Origin of the sequence: Azorhizobium sp. AG788 (assembly GCF_943371865.1) — a bacterium.
GTDB lineage: Bacteria > Pseudomonadota > Alphaproteobacteria > Rhizobiales > Xanthobacteraceae > Azorhizobium.
On record NZ_CALRWL010000005.1, the window covers coordinates 75,344 to 92,260 of the forward strand.

16 protein-coding genes are annotated in these 16,917 nt (G+C 69.9%); 6 read left to right on the plus strand and 10 right to left on the minus strand.

The features are described 5' to 3' along the window. Positions 1 to 10: 10 nt before the first annotated feature. From AAG816_RS05050 to AAG816_RS05065, 4 genes are all read right to left on the minus strand, one after another. Positions 11 to 649: an NADH-quinone oxidoreductase subunit C gene (locus AAG816_RS05050; protein WP_341988445.1), complete on the minus strand. Its 639-nt coding sequence runs from the start codon at positions 647 to 649 to the stop codon at positions 11 to 13. 32 nt (positions 650 to 681) lie between these two features. Then, positions 682 to 1,266: an NADH-quinone oxidoreductase subunit B family protein gene (locus tag AAG816_RS05055; RefSeq protein ID WP_341988446.1), complete on the minus strand. Its 585-nt coding sequence runs from the start codon at positions 1,264 to 1,266 to the stop codon at positions 682 to 684. Beyond that, positions 1,257 to 1,622: an NADH-quinone oxidoreductase subunit A gene (locus AAG816_RS05060; RefSeq protein ID WP_341988447.1), complete on the minus strand. Its 366-nt coding sequence runs from the start codon at positions 1,620 to 1,622 to the stop codon at positions 1,257 to 1,259. The genes AAG816_RS05055 and AAG816_RS05060 overlap by 10 nt, the downstream gene beginning before the upstream one ends. A gap of 326 nt (positions 1,623 to 1,948) precedes the next feature. Beyond that, positions 1,949 to 4,492 carry a response regulator gene (locus AAG816_RS05065; protein WP_341988448.1) on the minus strand — a complete coding sequence of 848 codons (2,544 nt, stop codon included), beginning with the start codon at positions 4,490 to 4,492 and terminating at the stop codon, positions 1,949 to 1,951. Positions 4,493 to 4,798: 306 nt separating this feature from the next. Here AAG816_RS05065 and AAG816_RS05070 point away from each other — a divergent pair, with 306 nt between their 5' ends. Beyond that, the gene (locus tag AAG816_RS05070) at positions 4,799 to 6,805 is read left to right on the plus strand and encodes a flagellar biosynthetic protein FliO (protein WP_341988449.1); all 2,007 of its coding nucleotides are present in this window, start codon (positions 4,799 to 4,801) and stop codon (positions 6,803 to 6,805) included. A gap of 157 nt (positions 6,806 to 6,962) precedes the next feature. On the opposite strand, the gene dksA is transcribed toward AAG816_RS05070, so the two are convergent. The 4 genes from dksA to AAG816_RS05090 form a co-directional block, all read right to left on the minus strand. Beyond that, positions 6,963 to 7,379 carry an RNA polymerase-binding protein DksA gene (gene dksA / locus AAG816_RS05075; RefSeq protein ID WP_341988450.1) on the minus strand — a complete coding sequence of 139 codons (417 nt, stop codon included), beginning with the start codon at positions 7,377 to 7,379 and terminating at the stop codon, positions 6,963 to 6,965. A gap of 226 nt (positions 7,380 to 7,605) precedes the next feature. Then, a complete protein-coding gene (locus AAG816_RS05080) occupies positions 7,606 to 8,463 on the minus strand; it encodes a MipA/OmpV family protein (RefSeq protein ID WP_341988451.1) in 858 nt (285 codons plus the stop codon). Positions 8,464 to 8,568: 105 nt separating this feature from the next. Next, on the minus strand, positions 8,569 to 10,062 hold the full coding sequence (locus tag AAG816_RS05085; protein WP_341988452.1) for an FAD-dependent oxidoreductase: 1,494 nt from the start codon (positions 10,060 to 10,062) through the stop codon (positions 8,569 to 8,571). Between the two features lie 287 nt (positions 10,063 to 10,349). Continuing rightward, positions 10,350 to 10,772 carry an Rrf2 family transcriptional regulator gene (locus AAG816_RS05090; RefSeq protein ID WP_341988453.1) on the minus strand — a complete coding sequence of 141 codons (423 nt, stop codon included), beginning with the start codon at positions 10,770 to 10,772 and terminating at the stop codon, positions 10,350 to 10,352. A gap of 98 nt (positions 10,773 to 10,870) precedes the next feature. On the opposite strand from AAG816_RS05090, the gene AAG816_RS05095 reads away from it, so the two are divergent. From AAG816_RS05095 to AAG816_RS05115, 5 genes are all read left to right on the plus strand, one after another. Next, entirely contained in the window at positions 10,871 to 11,794 is a 924-nt protein-coding gene (locus AAG816_RS05095) for an NAD(P)/FAD-dependent oxidoreductase (RefSeq protein ID WP_341988454.1), read from the plus strand. Beyond that, positions 11,791 to 12,459 carry a class I SAM-dependent methyltransferase gene (locus AAG816_RS05100; protein ID WP_341988455.1) on the plus strand — a complete coding sequence of 223 codons (669 nt, stop codon included), beginning with the start codon at positions 11,791 to 11,793 and terminating at the stop codon, positions 12,457 to 12,459. Before AAG816_RS05095 ends, AAG816_RS05100 begins: the two co-directional genes overlap by 4 nt. A gap of 201 nt (positions 12,460 to 12,660) precedes the next feature. Beyond that, positions 12,661 to 13,185, plus strand: coding sequence for a histidine phosphatase family protein (locus tag AAG816_RS05105; protein ID WP_341988456.1), 525 nt, complete (start codon positions 12,661 to 12,663; stop codon positions 13,183 to 13,185). Between the two features lie 2 nt (positions 13,186 to 13,187). Beyond that, positions 13,188 to 14,645: a YcjX family protein gene (locus AAG816_RS05110; RefSeq protein WP_341988457.1), complete on the plus strand. Its 1,458-nt coding sequence runs from the start codon at positions 13,188 to 13,190 to the stop codon at positions 14,643 to 14,645. A gap of 39 nt (positions 14,646 to 14,684) precedes the next feature. Further along, entirely contained in the window at positions 14,685 to 15,719 is a 1,035-nt protein-coding gene (locus AAG816_RS05115) for a TIGR01620 family protein (RefSeq protein WP_341988539.1), read from the plus strand. Here AAG816_RS05115 and AAG816_RS05120 read toward each other — a convergent pair. After that, positions 15,677 to 16,318 (minus strand): hypothetical protein, encoded by a 642-nt coding sequence (locus tag AAG816_RS05120; protein WP_341988458.1) that lies wholly within the window; start codon positions 16,316 to 16,318, stop codon positions 15,677 to 15,679. The genes AAG816_RS05115 and AAG816_RS05120 overlap by 43 nt on opposite strands. After that, on the minus strand, positions 16,315 to 16,830 hold the full coding sequence (locus AAG816_RS05125) for a TrmO family methyltransferase (protein ID WP_341988459.1): 516 nt from the start codon (positions 16,828 to 16,830) through the stop codon (positions 16,315 to 16,317). The genes AAG816_RS05120 and AAG816_RS05125 overlap by 4 nt, the downstream gene beginning before the upstream one ends. Positions 16,831 to 16,917: the final 87 nt, after the last annotated feature.

Here is a 16,917-nt window from a genome sequence, read left to right on the forward strand (position 1 = left end):
ACGCGATCCTTCAGCTCGCCTTCGGCGCGTCTTTCGGCGCGCCGGGCTGGGAGGAGGCTTTCTCATCACCGGGCAGGACGTATTCCACGCCTTCCCAGGGCGAGAGGAAATCGAAATTGCGGAATTCCTGCGCCAGGCGCACGGGCTCGTAGATCACCCGCTTCACTTCGTCGTCGTAGCGCACTTCCACGAAGCCGGTCAGCGGGAAGTCCTTGCGCAACGGATGGCCGTCGAAGCCGTAGTCGGTCAGCAGCCGGCGCAGCTCGGGATGGCCGGTGAACAGGATGCCGTACATGTCGTAGGCTTCGCGCTCGAACCAGTTGGCGCCGGGATAGACGCCGGTGATGGACGGGACCGGGGTGGTCTCGTCGGTGGCCAGCTTCACCCGCACCCGGATGTTCTGCTTCAGCGACAGCAGGTGATAGACCACGTCGAAGCGCAGCGGGCGGGCGGGATAGTCCACACCGCACACGTCCACCATGCACGCGAACAGGCATGCGGGATCGTCGCGCAGGAACGTCGTCAGCTTCACGATATGGGCCGGCGTGGTCTCCAGGGTCAGATCGCCGAACGCGATCGTCCACCCCGTGACTGCCGCGGGCATTGCGCCCGCCACATGCGCCGCCAGATCCTTCAAGGTCTCGTCCATCAGCCTGTTCCCGTCGCCTGCGAGAGGCGCCTTCAGCGTTCGATGGTGCCGGTGCGGCGGATTTTGCGCTGCAGCAGAAGCACGCCATAGAGCAGCGCTTCGGCACTGGGCGGGCAACCCGGCACATAGATGTCCACCGGCACCACGCGGTCGCAACCGCGCACCACCGCGTAGGAATAATGGTAGTAGCCGCCGCCATTGGCACAGGAGCCCATGGAGATGACGTAGCGCGGCTCCGGCATCTGGTCGTAGACCTTGCGCAAAGCCGGGGCCATTTTGTTGGTGAGCGTGCCGGCCACGATCATCACGTCCGACTGCCGCGGTGAGGCGCGCGGCGCAAAGCCGAAGCGCTCCACGTCATAGCGCGGCATGGAGGCCTGCATCATCTCGACCGCGCAGCAGGCGAGGCCGAAGGTCATCCACATCAGCGAGCCGGTGCGGGCCCAGGTGACGAGGTCGTCCGCGGTGGTCAGCAGGAAGCCCTTGTCCGCCAGTTCCGCATTGATCTCTTTGTAGAAGGGATCATCGGAGAGAATCGGACGGCCGGTGTTCGGATCCAGCACGCCGGTGGCGGCGCTCGCGACCAGCGGCTTGGATGCGGCGGGGGTCAATCCCATTCGAGTGCTCCCTTGCGCCATTCATAGATGAACCCGACGGTCAGCACGCCGAGGAAGAGCATCATCGACCAGAAGCCCAGATCGCCCAGGCCCCCGAACGTCACCGCCCAGGGGAACAGGAAGGCCACTTCGAGGTCGAAGATGATGAAGAGAATCGCCACCAGATAGAAGCGGACGTCGAAGGTCATGCGGGCATCGTCGAAGGCGTTGAAGCCGCATTCGTAGGCCGACAGTTTCTCCGGGTCCGGGTTGGAATAGGCGACGATGAACGGCGCGACCAGAAGGGCGAGCCCGATCACGAGGGACACGCCGATGAAGATGACGACCGGCAGATAATCCAGGAGCAAGGCGTTCATGATCCGCACCTCGGGGCGCGTGGGGCGATGCGCTTGAAGCGTAACCGCGCCGGCCTCGGTTGGAGGAGTTCGAAACGAGCGAGGCTTATCGCAGCGCCAGATAGGTGGCAAGTGCGAGGTGGTTCCCCCGCACGGCAAAAAGATCCATGTGCCGCGTGCACTGCGGCATCTGTAGGATCTGCGCCGTCTGCGGGCAATGGCGCAGAAGGCGCGGCGCCAGCCCCAGGCCAGCCAGGCGGGGCCACGCCACGCCCCCATGGCCTGTGGATGATCGCCCGGGCACCCCGGGGGGATGGCGTCCGTGCGACAGTTTGCCCGGCTCAGGATCAGGCGTGGATGGCTTCCTTAACGGCGGCCACCAGTTGCTTCAGCGAGAAGGGTTTTGCCAGGAAGGAGAAGCTCTCGGTCGCCGGCAGATTGCGCGCGAAGGCCTCTTCCGCATAGCCCGAAATGAAGATCACCTTCAGCCCCGGATCCCGGGCCCGCAACTGGCGCAGCAAGGTGGGGCCGTCCATTTCCGGCATCACCACGTCGGACACCACCAGGTCAAACCGGTGCGCGGCCGCGTCCATCAGCTCCAGGGCTTCCACCCCGCCGGCGGCAGCGACCACATTGTAGCCGCGGGCGGTGAGGGCGCGGGTGGCGAAGGCCCGCACCGCGTCCTCGTCTTCCACCAGCAGGATCGAGCCCTGGCCGGTGAGGTCGGCGGGGCGAGTGTCCACCTCCACCGGGCGCGGCTCGGCCTCCTCCGCTTCCACAGCGGCATGGCGCGGCAGGAACACGCGGAAGGTGCTCCCCTGCCCGGCCACGCTGGCGGCGAGGATGGTGCCGCCGGTCTGCTGGACGATGCCATAGACGGTGGACAGGCCGAGCCCGGTGCCCTTGCCCACGTCCTTGGTGGAGAAGAACGGCTCGAAGATCTTGTCCATGATGTCAGGCGGAATGCCGGTGCCGGTGTCGGCGACCTCGATCAGCACATAGTCGCCGGGCACCAGAGCGGCGTCCGCATAGGCGGCGCAGTCGGCGGCGAAAATGTTGCTGGTGCGCAGGGTCAGCACGCCGCCGCTGGCCATGGCGTCGCGGGCATTCACCGCCAGGTTGACGATCACCTGCTCGAACTGGTTGACGTCCACCTTCACCGGCCACAGGTCGCGGCCGTGCGACACCTCCAGGGTGATGGTCTCGCCGATGAGGCGGCGCAGCAGCATGGACAGGTCCGAGATCACGTCGGTGAGTTGGATGATCTGCGGCCGTAAGGTCTGGCGACGGGAGAAGGCCAGCAGCTGCCGCACCAGGCCCGCGGCCCGGTTGGCATTCTGCTTGATCTGCATGATGTCGGGGAAGGACGGATCGCTGGGCCGGTGATTGGCCAGCAGCAGGTCGCAATAGCCGATGATGGCGGTCAGCACATTGTTGAAATCATGCGCCACCCCGCCCGCCAGCTGGCCGATGGCCTGCATTTTCTGCGATTGGGCGAACTGGGCCTCCAGCGCCCGCTGCGCCGTGGTGTCCACCGCATAGATGGCCACGCCGGCGCCGGCACCGCCCAGGGCTGCGGCATAGAGGCGGGCGGAATGGCTGCCGTCGGCGGCGATGGCCACGTCCACCGGCGCCGCGGTGCCCCCCTCCGCCAACGCCTCCTGGAGCAGTTGCTCCACCCCGGCGCGGTCGCGGTCGGACACCAGCCGTTGCAGGCCGGTGCCGGAAAGCGCCGCACCACCGGCAAACAGCCGGGCGAAGCTGCCATTGGCCTCGGCGATGCGGCCACGGCCGTCAATGGTGGCCATGGCCAGAGGGGAGCGGGAGAAGAAGGCCGCATCCTCACCGGGCCGCAGCGGCGCGGCGAGGCCGGACGTCGCAGCGGCGAACGACGACGAACCGAAAGCGGAAGCGCTGGCGGCAGACGCGCTCGACGCCCCGCCGAGCCCCGACCCGCGCGGGCGGGGAATCAGCGCCAGGGCGCATTCGCCCATCACCGGACCGCCGACGAAGGCCCGCACCGCCACTCCCGAGCCGTCCTTGCGGACGACCTCGATGTCCAGGCCTTCGGGATCGGACGCACCGCGCCTCACCGCCGCCATCATGGCCGGACCGGATGCGGGGGCGATCAATTCCTCAAACGCCAGCCGGCCTTCGCCAATCTCCGCCAGATCATAGCCCAGCCAGCGCGCCAGGGTGCCGTTGGCGAACCGCGCGCCATCTGGGGAGAGCAGGCAGAGGCCCACCGGGGCCGTCTCCCATAGCGACAGGAGCGTACCGGGATCCTCAACCTCCAGAAGCCCCGCTGCGGCGACCTCGGCCATGGGACCGGACCGGGCCGGCGTCTCCGCGCCCTGCCCCGCGCCCACTTGCGTCGTGCCAAGGGACATCAGCCACAGGATGCGCCGCCGCCCGCCGATGGTGTGCACCGAGACATTGAGCCGGCGACCGTCCGCATGGGCATCGAACGGGAAGGTGCGGGTGGCAGAGCCGCCCTCCGCCACCGCGCGCAACAGGTCTGCCACCGGCTCCTGTCCGCCGGGAATGCGGTTGAGGAACCGCTCGGGGATCGGCGATTGGGTCTCCCGGCTGCGGGTGAGGCGCAGATAGGCCGGGTTCGCGGTCACGATCCGCTCGCCATCCTCGACGACGGCAACCGCATCCGTGGTGGCCGCCACCAGGGTCCGGGACAGCTCTTCACCAAATTTGTCGCGCGTCACCCCGAACCGAACCACGGCGGTGACCAGGGCAAACACGCCAATGCAGGCGAATGCCGCCAGGATCGGCAGAAGCCACGACACCCCATTGCCCTGGAGCAGGATGGCGATGAACGCCCCGGCAAAGCCCGATGCCGCCAGAATGAGGCGTTGAAAGGCGGCAGGAGTGCCCATCGGCCGGCCTATGGGCGGTCCCGCGGTCGGGCCAGCGGCCGGATCGCGATCCGCAGCTCCTGCTCCGCCAATCATCAAATCATCCTTATGGGCGCCTGAGTCACGCCTTGTTTTTAGCGTGGGAAGATACGCCCCGTCGCCACGTTGATTCCCGGAAATTAACGCAAAGTTGCGGCATTGGTTGAAATCCTGGCGAGATCGTCAACAATTTCTTAGCCATTTCGGCTGGGTCACAAATTAGGCGTCCGCTCGCGCGTCCGGTATCGGATCGTGCTATTGCACCGCGTGCAGCGATGAGGAGGGTTGATGTTGCAGGATCTATTCGGCGCGCAGCTCGAGCTTCCGGCTCGAGTGGCGATCGCCCTGGTGGTAATCGCAGCGCTGCTCGGCCTCACCATGTTTCTGGTGCGCCGGCTCGGTGGCGGTGGTGGCCGTGGCGGGATGACCCGCTCGCGGCATCGGCTCGCCGTGCTCGACAGCGTGGCCGTGGACCAGCGCCGTCGCCTGGTTCTGGTGCGGCGCGACGAGGTGGAGCATCTGCTTCTGGTCGGCGGCACCGCCGATGTGGTGGTGGAGTCCGGTATCGGACGTCCCGCGGCCCGCGAGGCCGCTCCGCCGCGCGAAGCTCTGCCCCATCGGGAGCCGCTGCCACCCCGCGAGGCCTTGCCGCCACGGGAGCCCCGCGAGGCGCTGCCCGGACGCGAGGCCGCCGAAGCCCTGCCCAGCCGCATGCGCCAGCCCCTCCCGCAGCGCCGCTTTGCCCCGCCGTCCGCTTTGACCGGGGCCGGTGTCGCTCCCGCCGACGCCACGGCCGAGCCGGTGGCCCCGGCCGTCGCGCCGGAGCCGTCCGCCGAGGTCCGTGGTCCCGAGCCGCGTCAGACCGAGACACGCCCCGCCGAGCCTCGCCCGCTCGAACGCCGCACCTCGGAGTCCCGCTTCGCCGCCCCCAAGGCCAGCGAGCCGGAGCCGGTTGCGCCCAAGGCGTCCGACAGCAAATCCAGCGACGTGAAGCCCGCTGAAGCCCAGCCCGTGGACGCCGCGCCCGCTGAGCCCAAGCTGCCCGAGGCCGCGCCCGTCGAAGTGAAGGCCGAGGCGCCCGCGCCGCATCCCGTCCCGGAGCCCGCTGCGGCCCCGCCGGTCCCTGAGGCGACGCCAGCCATGCCCTCCGTCGGGATGGCCGTGGAGGGTGCCCCTGAGGCCGGTGCCGAGCCGCCCCGGCGCTCGTTCCTGTCCCGTCGTCCCGCGCCGCGGGCGGAGCAGGACGGTTTCGGCATTCGCGCGTTGCGTGATCGTACCCAATCCGCCGACCCCGCCCCGCGCGATCAGACCGTGCCCGGCGCCGCCGCGGCCGAGATCAAGCCTGCCGCCCCGCTGGCGCCGCCGCTGAAGCCGCTCGCCCCCAAGGCGCCGCTGCTGGCGGACATCCGCCCGCTGTCGCCCAAGGCCGATGCCCCTGAGACCACCACCGCCGCGCCCCCCCTCGCCCGGCGCGGGTCGCTGTTTGCGGACCGCATCGGCGCGCCGCGCCGCGAAGAGCCCAAGCTGGGGGACATGGCGCAACGCCTGGAAACCTCGCTGGGCCGCTCGCTGACCCCGCCGGCACAGATCATTCCGGCGCTGACGGTGGAAGACCTGCTGGGCGGTCCCATCTCCGCCGCCCCCGAGGTCAAGGCGCCCTCGGACACCCCGCCCCCCGCCGCGCCGGCGATCACCCTCGAGCAGCCGCTGCGCAGTGCACCGGAGCCGGTGGTACCGGCGCCCGAACCGATCGCGGTGACGGACATCCCGCCGGTCGTCGTCACCGCGCCGGAGATGCCCGCAACGGTCGCGCCGGAGCCCGTGGCCGCCGAACCGGTGGCGCATGCCGCCGCGCCGGAGCCGGTAGCGCCCGAGCCGGTGGTGCCGCACCCGGCCCCGGTGGTGAGCGAAGCAACCATCGTGGCGCCCCAGCCCGAGCCGGTCGCAGAGGTGGCCCACGCGGTACCGCATCCGGCCCCGCCGGAGGTGGTGGCCGCCGCCACCGAACCCGCGGTGATCCCGGAGCCGGCGCCGCCGAGCGCAGCGGCCGTCGTCACCATCGAGGAGCTGGAGTTCCGCATGTCGGAACTCGCCGCAGCCGAGGCGGACGCCGCCGAGGCGAGCCATGCGCAGCCGGCGCCCGCAGCCCCGGTGGCTGGCGCCGATGCGCCGGTGCCGCCCGTGCCGGCGGTGGAGCCTGCGCCGGCCGCCGCGCCCGCCGGGAGCGATCCGTTCGACGACCTGGAAGCGGAGATGGCCAATTTGCTCGGCCGCACCAGCGGCCAGAAGGGCTGACCAAAAAAATGCCGGGTCCGCTCTGGCGGCCCGGCATCGCATTCAGTCAGATCCCGCACGCGAGATCCCAGATGTCAGATCACGCGGACGCTCACCGGCGTCCGCCCTGCCATCGCCCCGCGGCTCCTTGCGGGAGCACCGGGGCGTGGCGCCGGCCTCAATCGTCCCGGTAGACCCGCTCACGGCGCTCGTGCCGCTCCTGGGCTTCCACCGACAATGTGGCGATGGGCCGGGCTTCCAGCCGCTTCAACGAGATGGGCTCGCCCGTATCCTCGCAAAAGCCATAGCTCCCGTCTTCGATCCGCTGCAGCGCCGAGTCGATCTTGGCGATCAACTTGCGCTGCCGGTCCCGCGCCCGCAGTTCGATGGACCGGTCGGTCTCCGAGGAGGCCCGATCCGCCAGATCCGGATGGTTCTGATTCTCGTCCTGGAGGTGCTGGAGCGTCTCACGCGCTTCCCGCAGAATGTCTTCCTTCCAATTCAACAGCTTGAGCCGAAAATACTCACGCTGCCGATCGCTCATGAAAGGCTCGTCCTCGCGGGGGCGATAGTCCTGATCGATGCTGATCGACATCCGCAAAGTCCTCGATACCGCTACGACGATCCCCGTCGGGTCGCCGCGCTTATATCCAGCACCTCGCCTTCCGACAACCGCCATCGCGCGGATGGATGATGGAAGACCGCGGCGCCCCGCATACGTCTCCGTGCATGCACAAAGGCGCACCGCCACTGGTTGCAGCAGCAGTGGCGACATCAAGACGCGGCCCCGGGACACGGCAGGCGCGAAGGCGCCTACCCGGTCACCACCAGGACTTGCCGATGTTGAAGGTGTAGCTGAGCGAGACGCCGCCAATGAACTGATTGGCGTTCTGGGTCACCGGCGAATCCGCCGCATCCCCCACCAGCCGGGCGTAGGTGCCGAACACCCCCGCCTCGAAGCCGTTGCCGAAATTCTTGGTGAGCTGCGCCGTGGCGCCATACGAATCGATGCCGCCGCCGGCCTGGTAGACCGGCAGCGAGGCGCCCACCAGGCGCGACGACAGCGACTGCATCGGCGTCACGCCGTAATAGGCCTCCATATAACCCGAACCGGCAAAGCTGAGGCGCGGCCCGACGGCGAGGCGCCAGGACTGGTAGGGAATGATCACGTCCGCCGCCAGATCGCCCATGAGGCCCGAGAACCCGCCCATGCCGTAGCGCAGTTCGCCGCGCAGGCGCAGCCAGTCCATGGGGTACCATTCGGTGAAGGCACCTGCTTCGAACGAGGTGTCCACATTGCCCATGCCGTTGAGGCGGCTGGAATCATCCTCGTCGCGGCCCCAGTCCAGCTTGCCCACGGCGCCGATGCGGAATCGGCCGGTATCGAACAAGGCGATGGAGGGATTGTCGTCCACGCTGCGGAAGGAATTGAGGCTGCTGGCCTTGGACAGGCCGAGGATCAGCTTGGGGCTGAAGGTGTAGTCGCTGCTGCCGGGATATTCCGGCACGGCCCGCGCGGCGCCGCCGATGGTCAGATACCAGTCTTCAATCTTGCCCAGGGGCGCCGAGGCCACCGGCCCGGTGGGATAATCGGCGGCGCGCGCAACCCCCTGTGCCCCGATCAGGACAACGGCCGCGGAGACGGCGGAGCGGAGCAGCGAAAGACGGGACACGGGCATGGAGGGTACCTCAGCATTTCGCCAAACCTAACCGGGCGCAGGCCCGGTTTGGTTGCAGAAATGTCACGTAACGGCAACCATTTGCGCCAAGTTAGAGTTAAGGATTCATGTCACGGCGTGCAGGTGCACGCGGCTACCGTCCGCGGCGGCCTCGGCCTCCGCATGGGCGGCGTGCAGCAGGGCGGACCCGGGCATCCCGCCCGCCACCGCTCCGGGGCCATGGTCGGGCACGAGGTGCGCGACCGGGACGCCGGCGGGGGCATGATGGCCCTGCCCGGCACCGCCGTGCCGCGGGTCGCTGCGCTTGAGCCGGCCGTGCAGCCGGCCGCGATTGACGGGGGCCGCCACCGGCAGGATCGGCGGTGATGCCGCCTCGGCCGCAGCCCGGCGTGCGGCCCGCGCCGCCATCTGTTCGGCGGTGCCCTCGCGCAGGCGCAGCCACCAGAAGCTGGCAGCGGATGCCGCCCGCCCCGCCAGTCCGAAGGCGTAGCGCGGCTGGAAGGCGGACAGGTCGGCGATCTTGTGATTGCGATCCACCAAAGCGGCGGTGATGGCATCCGCTGCCAGCGCCGCATTGGCCAGGGGATTGCCGCCCAGCCCCGCCGCATACCACACGCCGGGCCGGCGTTCGCCGATCAGCGGCAGCCCGCTCGGAGTGCGCGACAGGCTGAAGCCCGCCGCCCGCTCCGCCAGCCCCCGGCCCAGTTCCGGATAGACCGCCCGCGCCCGTCGCCGCAGCGTGACGGCGGCGCCCACCTCCCCGCGCACCCGGCTGGCGGTGGGGGCTTCGAACGACAGTTCGCCCTCGTGCGGCATGAAGCGCGCCCCCAGCGGGCCGGCCTCCACCACCAGGCCGGAGAAATCGGGCCGCGCGGTGTACACCGCAAAGCCGCCGCCCACCCAGGGCTCGGGCTCCAGCGCCCGCGCCAGCCAGGGCGCGATGGCGGCGGCGCCCCGTCCGGCACACAGCACCACATGGTCCGCGCGCACCCGACCGGCGGGGGTGTGGACATATTTGCGCACGCCCTCCAGGTCGGCGCCCAGAGCCGGGGTGCGCTCCAGGATGCGCACGCCCGCCGCCCGCGCCGCGGCGGCCAGGATGAAGGTGAGGTCCGCGGTGTCGAAGATCACCGCATGGGGATCATAGGTGGCGCCCGCATAGCGATTGCTGGCGATGGTGGCGGCGATCTCCATCCGTCCCCAGCGCCGCAACTGCGACAGGCCCAGCAGGTCGCGCCCGGCGGCCTCCGCATCGAGCGCGGCGGTCTCGTGACCGGCGCCGACCCGCAGCAGGCCGCGCCCGGTCCGACCGATGCCAAGCGCCTCGAATTCCGCCACCGCATCCGCCACCGCTTCCAAGGAGAGGTCGAAGGTGGCCCGTGCGGTCTCCTTCGACGCCTGGCCGCAGACGGTGCTCTGCCACAAGGTCAGGCCCGGCGAGAGCAGCCCGGCCCGGTGCACGGGCGCCAGGGTGCCCTGCTCCAGCAGCACCACCTCGACGCCCCGCCGGGCCAGCCGCAATGCGGTCCACAAGCCGGCCGTCGTGCCGCCCACCACGCAAACATCGGCATTCAGATCAGGCGGCGTGCCCACCGGCATGCGGTTCCTTTCCGCCCCCGCCAAGCACCGCCACAGGCTACCACCCCAGGCTGCGGGAGACATATCAACAGCTTTGCAGGGTATCACGGCTTGGGGATTTCCTCCCTTGGACGCCAGACCGCGCCAAAGTGTCGCAGACTCAGTGGTGCGCCACACCTCCCGCCCAAGGATGACGACGGAGGCGCCGACGCCAAACGTCCGCCGCCAGCACCGCCAAGCACCTCGCGAGCTGAACGCGACACACCCCGCCATCTGCGCGTCGTCGGCCCGCGTCTCCGGCCACCCCTTCAGCTGAGAGGCAGGGCGATGGTCCGCGACAAGGCCCCAAGCGTCACCTCGCCAAAGCGCGTGAGCAACAGGTGCTCGGCCTCCGCCATAGCGTCCTTCAGGGCGTCGTTGACGGCCCGTTCGATCAGACACTTGGGATTGTCGTCGGCGAGGCCGATCGCCAGCACCTTGGGGCTGCCCAGCGCCTCGTGGATGTCGCGCAGGGTGACCGTGTCGAGCGGCCGCGCCAGCGCCCAGCCGCCGCCGTGACCTTTGACGGAGGTCAGGTAACCCGCCGTCCGCAGGCATCCCATGGTTCGCCGCACCACGACCGGGTTGGTGTCGAGCATTCTGCTGATGACCTCGGAGGTCACTGGGCCGCCGATATGATCCATGTGGATCAGGACGTGCAGCATTCGGGACAGGCGGGTGTCGGCAGGCATGCGCGATCCTAGAGCAAAATCACTCGTAACAATATAAGTTGCATGTGCGGATCCATTCTGTACGTTTCACGCAACATTGAAAGTTGCGAGTGTGAGCCATGGATCGATACGATGTCATTGTGGTCGGGGGCAGTTTCGCCGGCCTGTCCGCCGCGATGCAGCTGGCCCGGGCGCAGCGCAGCGTGCTGCTGGTGGACGCGGGGCGCCCCAGAAACCGCTTCGCGGCGGCCTCCCACGGCTTCCTCGGACAGGATGGCGTCGCACCGGCGCAGATCCTGCACCAGGGGCTCACGCAACTGGCGCGATACCCGACCGTCGCGTTCCGCCAGGCCGAGGCCCTGGCCGCCGCGGTCCATGACGATGGGTTGACCCTGGCCCTATCTGAGGGCGCGCAGGTGGAGGGCCGCAAGCTCATCCTGGCCACCGGGGTGCAGGACACGCTGCCGCTGCCGTCAATGATCGGCCGTTGGGGCGTGAGCGTTCTGCATTGCCCGTATTGCCACGGCTACGAAGTGCGGGGCCGTCGCCTCGCCGCCATCGCCAACGCCGCGGGCGCGGTGCACCAGGCGATGATCCTGCCCGATTGGGGGCCCACGACCTTCTATACGCAGGGGATGTTCGAACCGACCGCAGAGGAAGCGGCACTGCTCGGCGCGCGTGGCGTCGAGATCGAACGCACCCCGGTGGTCGAGCTTGTCGGAGAGGGGGCCAACATTTCCAGCCTGGTCTTGGCCGATGGCCGCGCGGTCCCGGCCGAGGCCGTTTTCACCGCACCGCGCACGCAAATGGCCAGCCCGCTGGCCGAGCAGCTGGGGTGCGCTTTGGCGGACGGCATGACCGGCCCCTACATCAAGGTCGATCCGATGCAGCAGACCAGCGTGCCGGGGGTGTTCGCCGCCGGCGATGCGGCAACTGAGATGTATAACGCCACGCTGGCGTCGGCCGCTGGCGTCATGGCCGGCGTCGCCGCGCACCGGGCTCTGGTTCTGGAGTCGGCGCACGGCGGGCGGGATCGGCCATGACCGGTTTGGACGATGCGGCGGCCGTCGCGCGCTACGCCGAAAACCCGCCGCGCCTTGTGCCGGGCTTTGGCGACCTGCAGCGTATGACGCGGCTGCTCATGGCGGAAACGGCACCGGCCGATGGTCGTATCCTCGTGGTCGGCGCCGGCGGGGGGCTTGAGCTGCGGGTGTTCGCCGAGGCGCAACCCGGCTGGCGTTTCGTCGGCATCGATCCATCCGCCGAGATGCTGAAGCTGGCAACCCACACGCTTGGACCCTTCGCGGATCGGGCAGACCTGCACGAAGGCTATATTGTTTCGGCGCCGACAGGACCATTCGATGCGGCGTGCTGCCTTCTGACGTTGCATTTCGTCCCGCTGGAGGACCGGCTGTCCACCCTGACGGAAATCCGACGCAGGCTGAAGCCGGGCGCGCCGTTCGTGGTCGCGCATCACAGCGTGCCGGCCGGGCCGGCGCGGGACCTGTGGTTCGATCGCTTCGGCGCGTTCGCCGCGGGCAATGGCGTGGCTTTTGACGCTCGGACCGGAGGCGCGCGCGTTGTCGGTGAGCGTTTGCCCATCCTGTCTCCGGAGGAGGAGGTGGATAGTCTCCGCGCGGCCGGTTTCACCGATCCCCAGCTATTCTATGCCGCGCTGACCTTTCGCGGCTGGGTCGCTCGCGCTTGAAGCCTTTTTTCCCGCCCGAAGCGGACCTTTCGGGCGTCCGTCTTGGGTCGAGATGCGTCATCGACGCGCCGCCCGCACGCCGTCCTTCAGACCGCCAGCGCCCACAAGTGTCGCCCCGGTGAACAACCACCTGACCGCCACGGGACGGCCACGGGAAGCATGCTAGGATGAGTTCCCGCCCGTGAGGTGACTTTCAGCTCCATGCGCCGTCTCATCCTGCTTCGACACGCCAAATCCGATTGGCCGGTGGGCATCTCCGACCGCGAGCGCCCCCTCGCCCCCCGTGGCCGCCTCGCCGCCCCCCGCATCGGCCAGTATCTGGCACAGGAGGCGCTGATGCCGGACCGGGTGCTGGTCTCCCCGGCGCGCCGCACCCGCGAGACCTGGGAATTGGTGGCGCCGCATCTTCTGGGCATTCCCGAAGTGCTGAGCGAGCCGCGGCTCTATGAGGCCAGCGCCGCCCGTCTCCTGGCGGTGCTGCGGGAGCAGCCCGCCGCCGCGCATGCCTTGATGCTGGTGGGCCACAATCCCGGCACCGAGGATCTCGCCGCCACCTTGGTGGGCGGCGGCCCCGATGGGGCGCGCGACACCATGCACGAGAAATTTCCCACCGGCGCCTTGGCGGTGATCGACCTGCCCATCGACGACTGGGCCGATGTGAGCCCGGAGAGCGGGCGCCTGGATCGCTTCGTCACCCCACGCGGACTGGCGATCGCGGACGACTGACGGTGGCCGCACGCATCACGCTGCTCGACGAGGCCCGCATCGGCCTGCGCTCGCTGCTGGACCGGGTGGAGGACATCGCCGCCCCCACGGTGCGGCTGGGCGTCACCGGCCTGTCCCGCGCCGGCAAGACCGTGTTCACCACCGCTTTGGTGCATGCGCTGATCCGCGGCGGGCGCTTGCCGGTGTTCGAGCCCGCCAACAGCGGCCGCATCGCCGGCGCAGACCTCAAGCCGCAGCCGGACGATGCGGTGCCGCGCTTTGCCTATGAGGACCATCTGGCGCAGATCATCACGCAGCGCCAATGGCCGGCCTCCACCACCCGCATCAGCGAGTTGCGCCTCGCCATCCGCTATGCCCCGCGCCGGGGCGGCATGCGCACCCTGACCCTGGATCTGGTGGATTATCCCGGCGAATGGCTGCTGGACCTGCCGTTGCTGGACATGAGCTTTGCGGACTTCTCCCGCAACAGCCTGGATCTGGCCCGCGATCCCGCCCGCGCCGCCATGTCGGCGCCGTTCCTGGCGGCGCTCGCCGCAACCGATCCGGCCTCGGCGGAAAACGAGACCCAGGCCCGTGCCTTGGCCGCCCGTTTCACCGCGTATCTCGCCGCCTGCCGGGGCGAGCGGGTGGCCATGAGCCTGCTGCCGCCGGGCCGCTTCCTCATGCCCGGCGATCTGGAAGGCTCCCCCGCCCTCACCTTCGCCCCCTTGGATCTCTCTGGCGAAACCGCGCCCAAGGCCGGTTCGCTGGGCGCCATGATGGCGCGCCGGTTCGAGGCCTATAAGAACGCCGTGGTGCGGCCGTTCTTCCGCGAGCATTTCGCCCGCCTCGACCGGCAGATCGTGCTGGTGGACGCGCTGTCCGCGCTGAATGCGGGACCGGCGGCATTGGCCGATCTGGAACGGGCGCTGGACAGCATCCTCACCGCCTTCCGGCTGGGGCGGAACAACATCGCCAGCGCGCTGTTCCGGCCGCGCATCGAGCGGGTGCTGTTCGCCGCCACCAAGGCCGACCATCTGCACCAGACCAGCCACGACCGGCTGGAAGCCATCCTCCAGCGGCTGGTGGATCGCGCCCTGCTGCGGGCCAAGGCGGAAGGCGCGCTGTTCGACGTGGCGGCGCTCGCCGCCGTGCGGGCGACGCGGGAGGCTTCGGTGAACCGGGGCGGCACGCTGATCCCGGCCATCGTCGGCACGCCAGAGGCGGGCCAATCCGCGGGCGGACAGAGGTTCGACGGCCTCGCCGAAGTGGGGGTGTTCCCCGGCGAACTGCCCGCCAGTCCCGACGCGCTGTTCGCCGCCGACGGCGGCTTCATCGGCCTCGCCAGCGGCGACGACGCCGACAGCGATTTCCGCTTCCTGCGCTTCCGCCCGCCGGGCGGCATTGGCGCCGGCGCCGCCCTTCCCCATATCCGTCTGGACCGGGCGCTCCAGTTTCTGCTGGGCGATCGCCTGGCATGACCGGCATCCATGGTCCCGGCACAGGAGTTGAGTGAGCGGATGGTGGAACAACGGGGCCGCCGGCCCGAAATCTTCCAATTGGACGACGGCGGCCTGACGCTCGCGCCTCTGGAGCCGGTGGTGGACGAACGTGCCCTGCCGGTTGCCGCGCCGCCTCCGGCGCGCAGCAGATTCGGCATCTCTTTGGGCGGGCTGTTCTGGACCGCGCTGGGCGGGCTGGTCAGTCTCGGCACCGGCCTTGCCATCTCCCGGCTGATTGAAGACCTGTTCGCCCGCGCCGAATGGCTGGGGTATGCGGGCCTCGGCTTTGCCGCCCTGCTGGCGGTGGCGCTGGTGGCGATCCTCACCCGCGAGGCCATGGGGCTGGCGCGCCTGTCGTCGCTGGACAGCTTGCGCCAACAATCCGCCGATGCCCTCGCCCGCGATGATCGCCCGGACGCCGAAGCGGTGGCGCGAGCCTTGCTCGCCTTGGCCAAGGAGACGCCGCAGCTGGCGCGGGCGCGCGGCGAACTCTCCACGCATCTGGGCGCCATCATTGACGGCGCCGATCTGATCCGCGTCACCGAGCGCACCTTGATGGGGCCGCTGGATGCCCAGGCCCGCGCCATGGTCTCGGATGCCGCGAAAAGGGTCTCGGTGGTCACCGCCGTGTCGCCGCGGGCGGCAGTGGACCTGATCTTTGTGCTCTATACCGCCGTCACCCTCACCCGCCGCTTGTGTGAACTCTATGGCGGGCGGCCGGGCTTTCTCGGCATGGTGCGGCTCACCCGCCATGTGCTCGCCCATCTGGCGGTCACCGGCGGCATGGCGGCGGGCGACAGCCTGGTGCAGCAGATCCTCGGCCATGGCATCGCCGCCCGCCTCTCCGCCCGCCTGGGCGAGGGGGTGGTGAACGGCCTGCTGACCGCCCGGCTGGGACTGGCGGCCATCGCCGTCACCCGGCCGATGCCGTTCGCGGCGCTGCCGGCGCCGCGCCTCTCCGACGTGGCCGCCGGCCTGATCCGCAAGGCGGCGGACGAGGCCGGCGAGCCTCAGCCGGGGAAGAGACGGGCCGGCGGCGCCGAGGGCACATAAGGCCCCGGCACATTGCGCCACAGGGTTTCCGCCAGCGGGTACGCCAGCACAGAAGCCAGCACCACCATGATCGCCGCCTCGATGGGCAGGCCGGCGATCACCGCGCTCACCGCCATCCAGGCCAGCAGAGCGGCCACCAGCAGCGCCACCACCACCATGATCCGCCAGCGCCACAGCGGCAGGCCGGCGTCATAGCGCACGCTCGCGCCCGCCGCCGCCAACGCGCCGTGCAGTGCGGTGACGAAGCTGACGAAGCCGGCGCGATGATCGGTCACCCCGGTCAACCCGGTGCGCGACACCGAGCCGATGCGCAGCGACGGGCCGGCGCGGGTGGCGATCAGCAAGGCATAATTGGCCGAGCCCAATTGCCCCGGCTCATAGCGCAAGGTGAGGCCGGTGATGTCCTTGACCGGCAGCCGGCCGGTGCGCGGCCCCACCGTCCATTCCAGCCCCCCCTCGGCGGCGCCGGTGTCCAGGGTCAGGCGGGTGGCGGCGCCGGCCATGCGGGGGCGATAGGCATAGGTGAGAAACGGCGCGTCGCCGGAGAGGCCGACGGCGCCGGCATTGGGGTCTTGGCCAGTGGCGGTTTGGGCGCTCATGGGGCGGACGCCGCGTCGGCCTTGGCGGCGCCGTGGTCGCAGAAATCGGGCTTGAGATCCACCAAGGGCGTGCCGTCCACGCAATCCAGGCTGCGCACCTGGATGGACAGACCATCCACCGCCACCACGGTGACCACCGACGAGGCGATGGGATTGGGCCGCACCGGCGAGCGCACCGAGAAGGTGCCGGTGGTGGTGCCGTCGCGGCGGGGGCTCTGGCGCACCAGATCGCGCCGGGCCTGATCCATCCAATAGAGCACCTGCAGCCGCCCGCCGGGGACGATGCCGCTCAAGGCCTCGCGCCAGCGCGGATCGATCTCCAGGGTACACACCGGCCCGTCCGGCTCGGCCCGCTTGGGACAGGCGGCGCGATCGGCGAACGGGGTGCGGATGGCGCCGATGAAGAACAGGCCGGCGTCATAAGCGGGCGGCAAGTCCACCATGACTTCCCCCGGCCGGATGCCGTCGCTGCGGGCGGGAGGGGGCGGCACGGCGGAAACGGATGCGGACATGAATTCTCTCCTTGCGCCCATCATAGCCGCTCGCGCCGGCAAGGGGAGGGCCAGGGGGAGGTCATCTCGCCTCTTTCCCCCCTGCCC

Bases quoted from the DNA above. Each gene is read 5' to 3' on its own strand.
- AAG816_RS05050 (WP_341988445.1), bottom strand. From the start codon at position 649: ATGGACGAGACCTTGAAGGATCTGGCGGCGCATGTGGCGGGCGCAATG.
- AAG816_RS05055 (WP_341988446.1), bottom strand. From the start codon at position 1,266: ATGGGATTGACCCCCGCCGCATCCAAGCCGCTGGTCGCGAGCGCCGCC.
- AAG816_RS05060 (WP_341988447.1), bottom strand. From the start codon at position 1,622: ATGAACGCCTTGCTCCTGGATTATCTGCCGGTCGTCATCTTCATCGGC.
- AAG816_RS05065 (WP_341988448.1), bottom strand. From the start codon at position 4,492: ATGGGCACTCCTGCCGCCTTTCAACGCCTCATTCTGGCGGCATCGGGC.
- AAG816_RS05070 (WP_341988449.1), top strand. From the start codon at position 4,799: ATGTTGCAGGATCTATTCGGCGCGCAGCTCGAGCTTCCGGCTCGAGTG.
- dksA (WP_341988450.1), bottom strand. From the start codon at position 7,379: ATGTCGATCAGCATCGATCAGGACTATCGCCCCCGCGAGGACGAGCCT.
- AAG816_RS05080 (WP_341988451.1), bottom strand. From the start codon at position 8,463: ATGCCCGTGTCCCGTCTTTCGCTGCTCCGCTCCGCCGTCTCCGCGGCC.
- AAG816_RS05085 (WP_341988452.1), bottom strand. From the start codon at position 10,062: ATGCCGGTGGGCACGCCGCCTGATCTGAATGCCGATGTTTGCGTGGTG.
- AAG816_RS05090 (WP_341988453.1), bottom strand. From the start codon at position 10,772: ATGCCTGCCGACACCCGCCTGTCCCGAATGCTGCACGTCCTGATCCAC.
- AAG816_RS05095 (WP_341988454.1), top strand. From the start codon at position 10,871: ATGGATCGATACGATGTCATTGTGGTCGGGGGCAGTTTCGCCGGCCTG.
- AAG816_RS05100 (WP_341988455.1), top strand. From the start codon at position 11,791: ATGACCGGTTTGGACGATGCGGCGGCCGTCGCGCGCTACGCCGAAAAC.
- AAG816_RS05105 (WP_341988456.1), top strand. From the start codon at position 12,661: ATGCGCCGTCTCATCCTGCTTCGACACGCCAAATCCGATTGGCCGGTG.
- AAG816_RS05115 (WP_341988539.1), top strand. From the start codon at position 14,685: ATGGTGGAACAACGGGGCCGCCGGCCCGAAATCTTCCAATTGGACGAC.
- AAG816_RS05120 (WP_341988458.1), bottom strand. From the start codon at position 16,318: ATGAGCGCCCAAACCGCCACTGGCCAAGACCCCAATGCCGGCGCCGTC.
- AAG816_RS05125 (WP_341988459.1), bottom strand. From the start codon at position 16,830: ATGTCCGCATCCGTTTCCGCCGTGCCGCCCCCTCCCGCCCGCAGCGAC.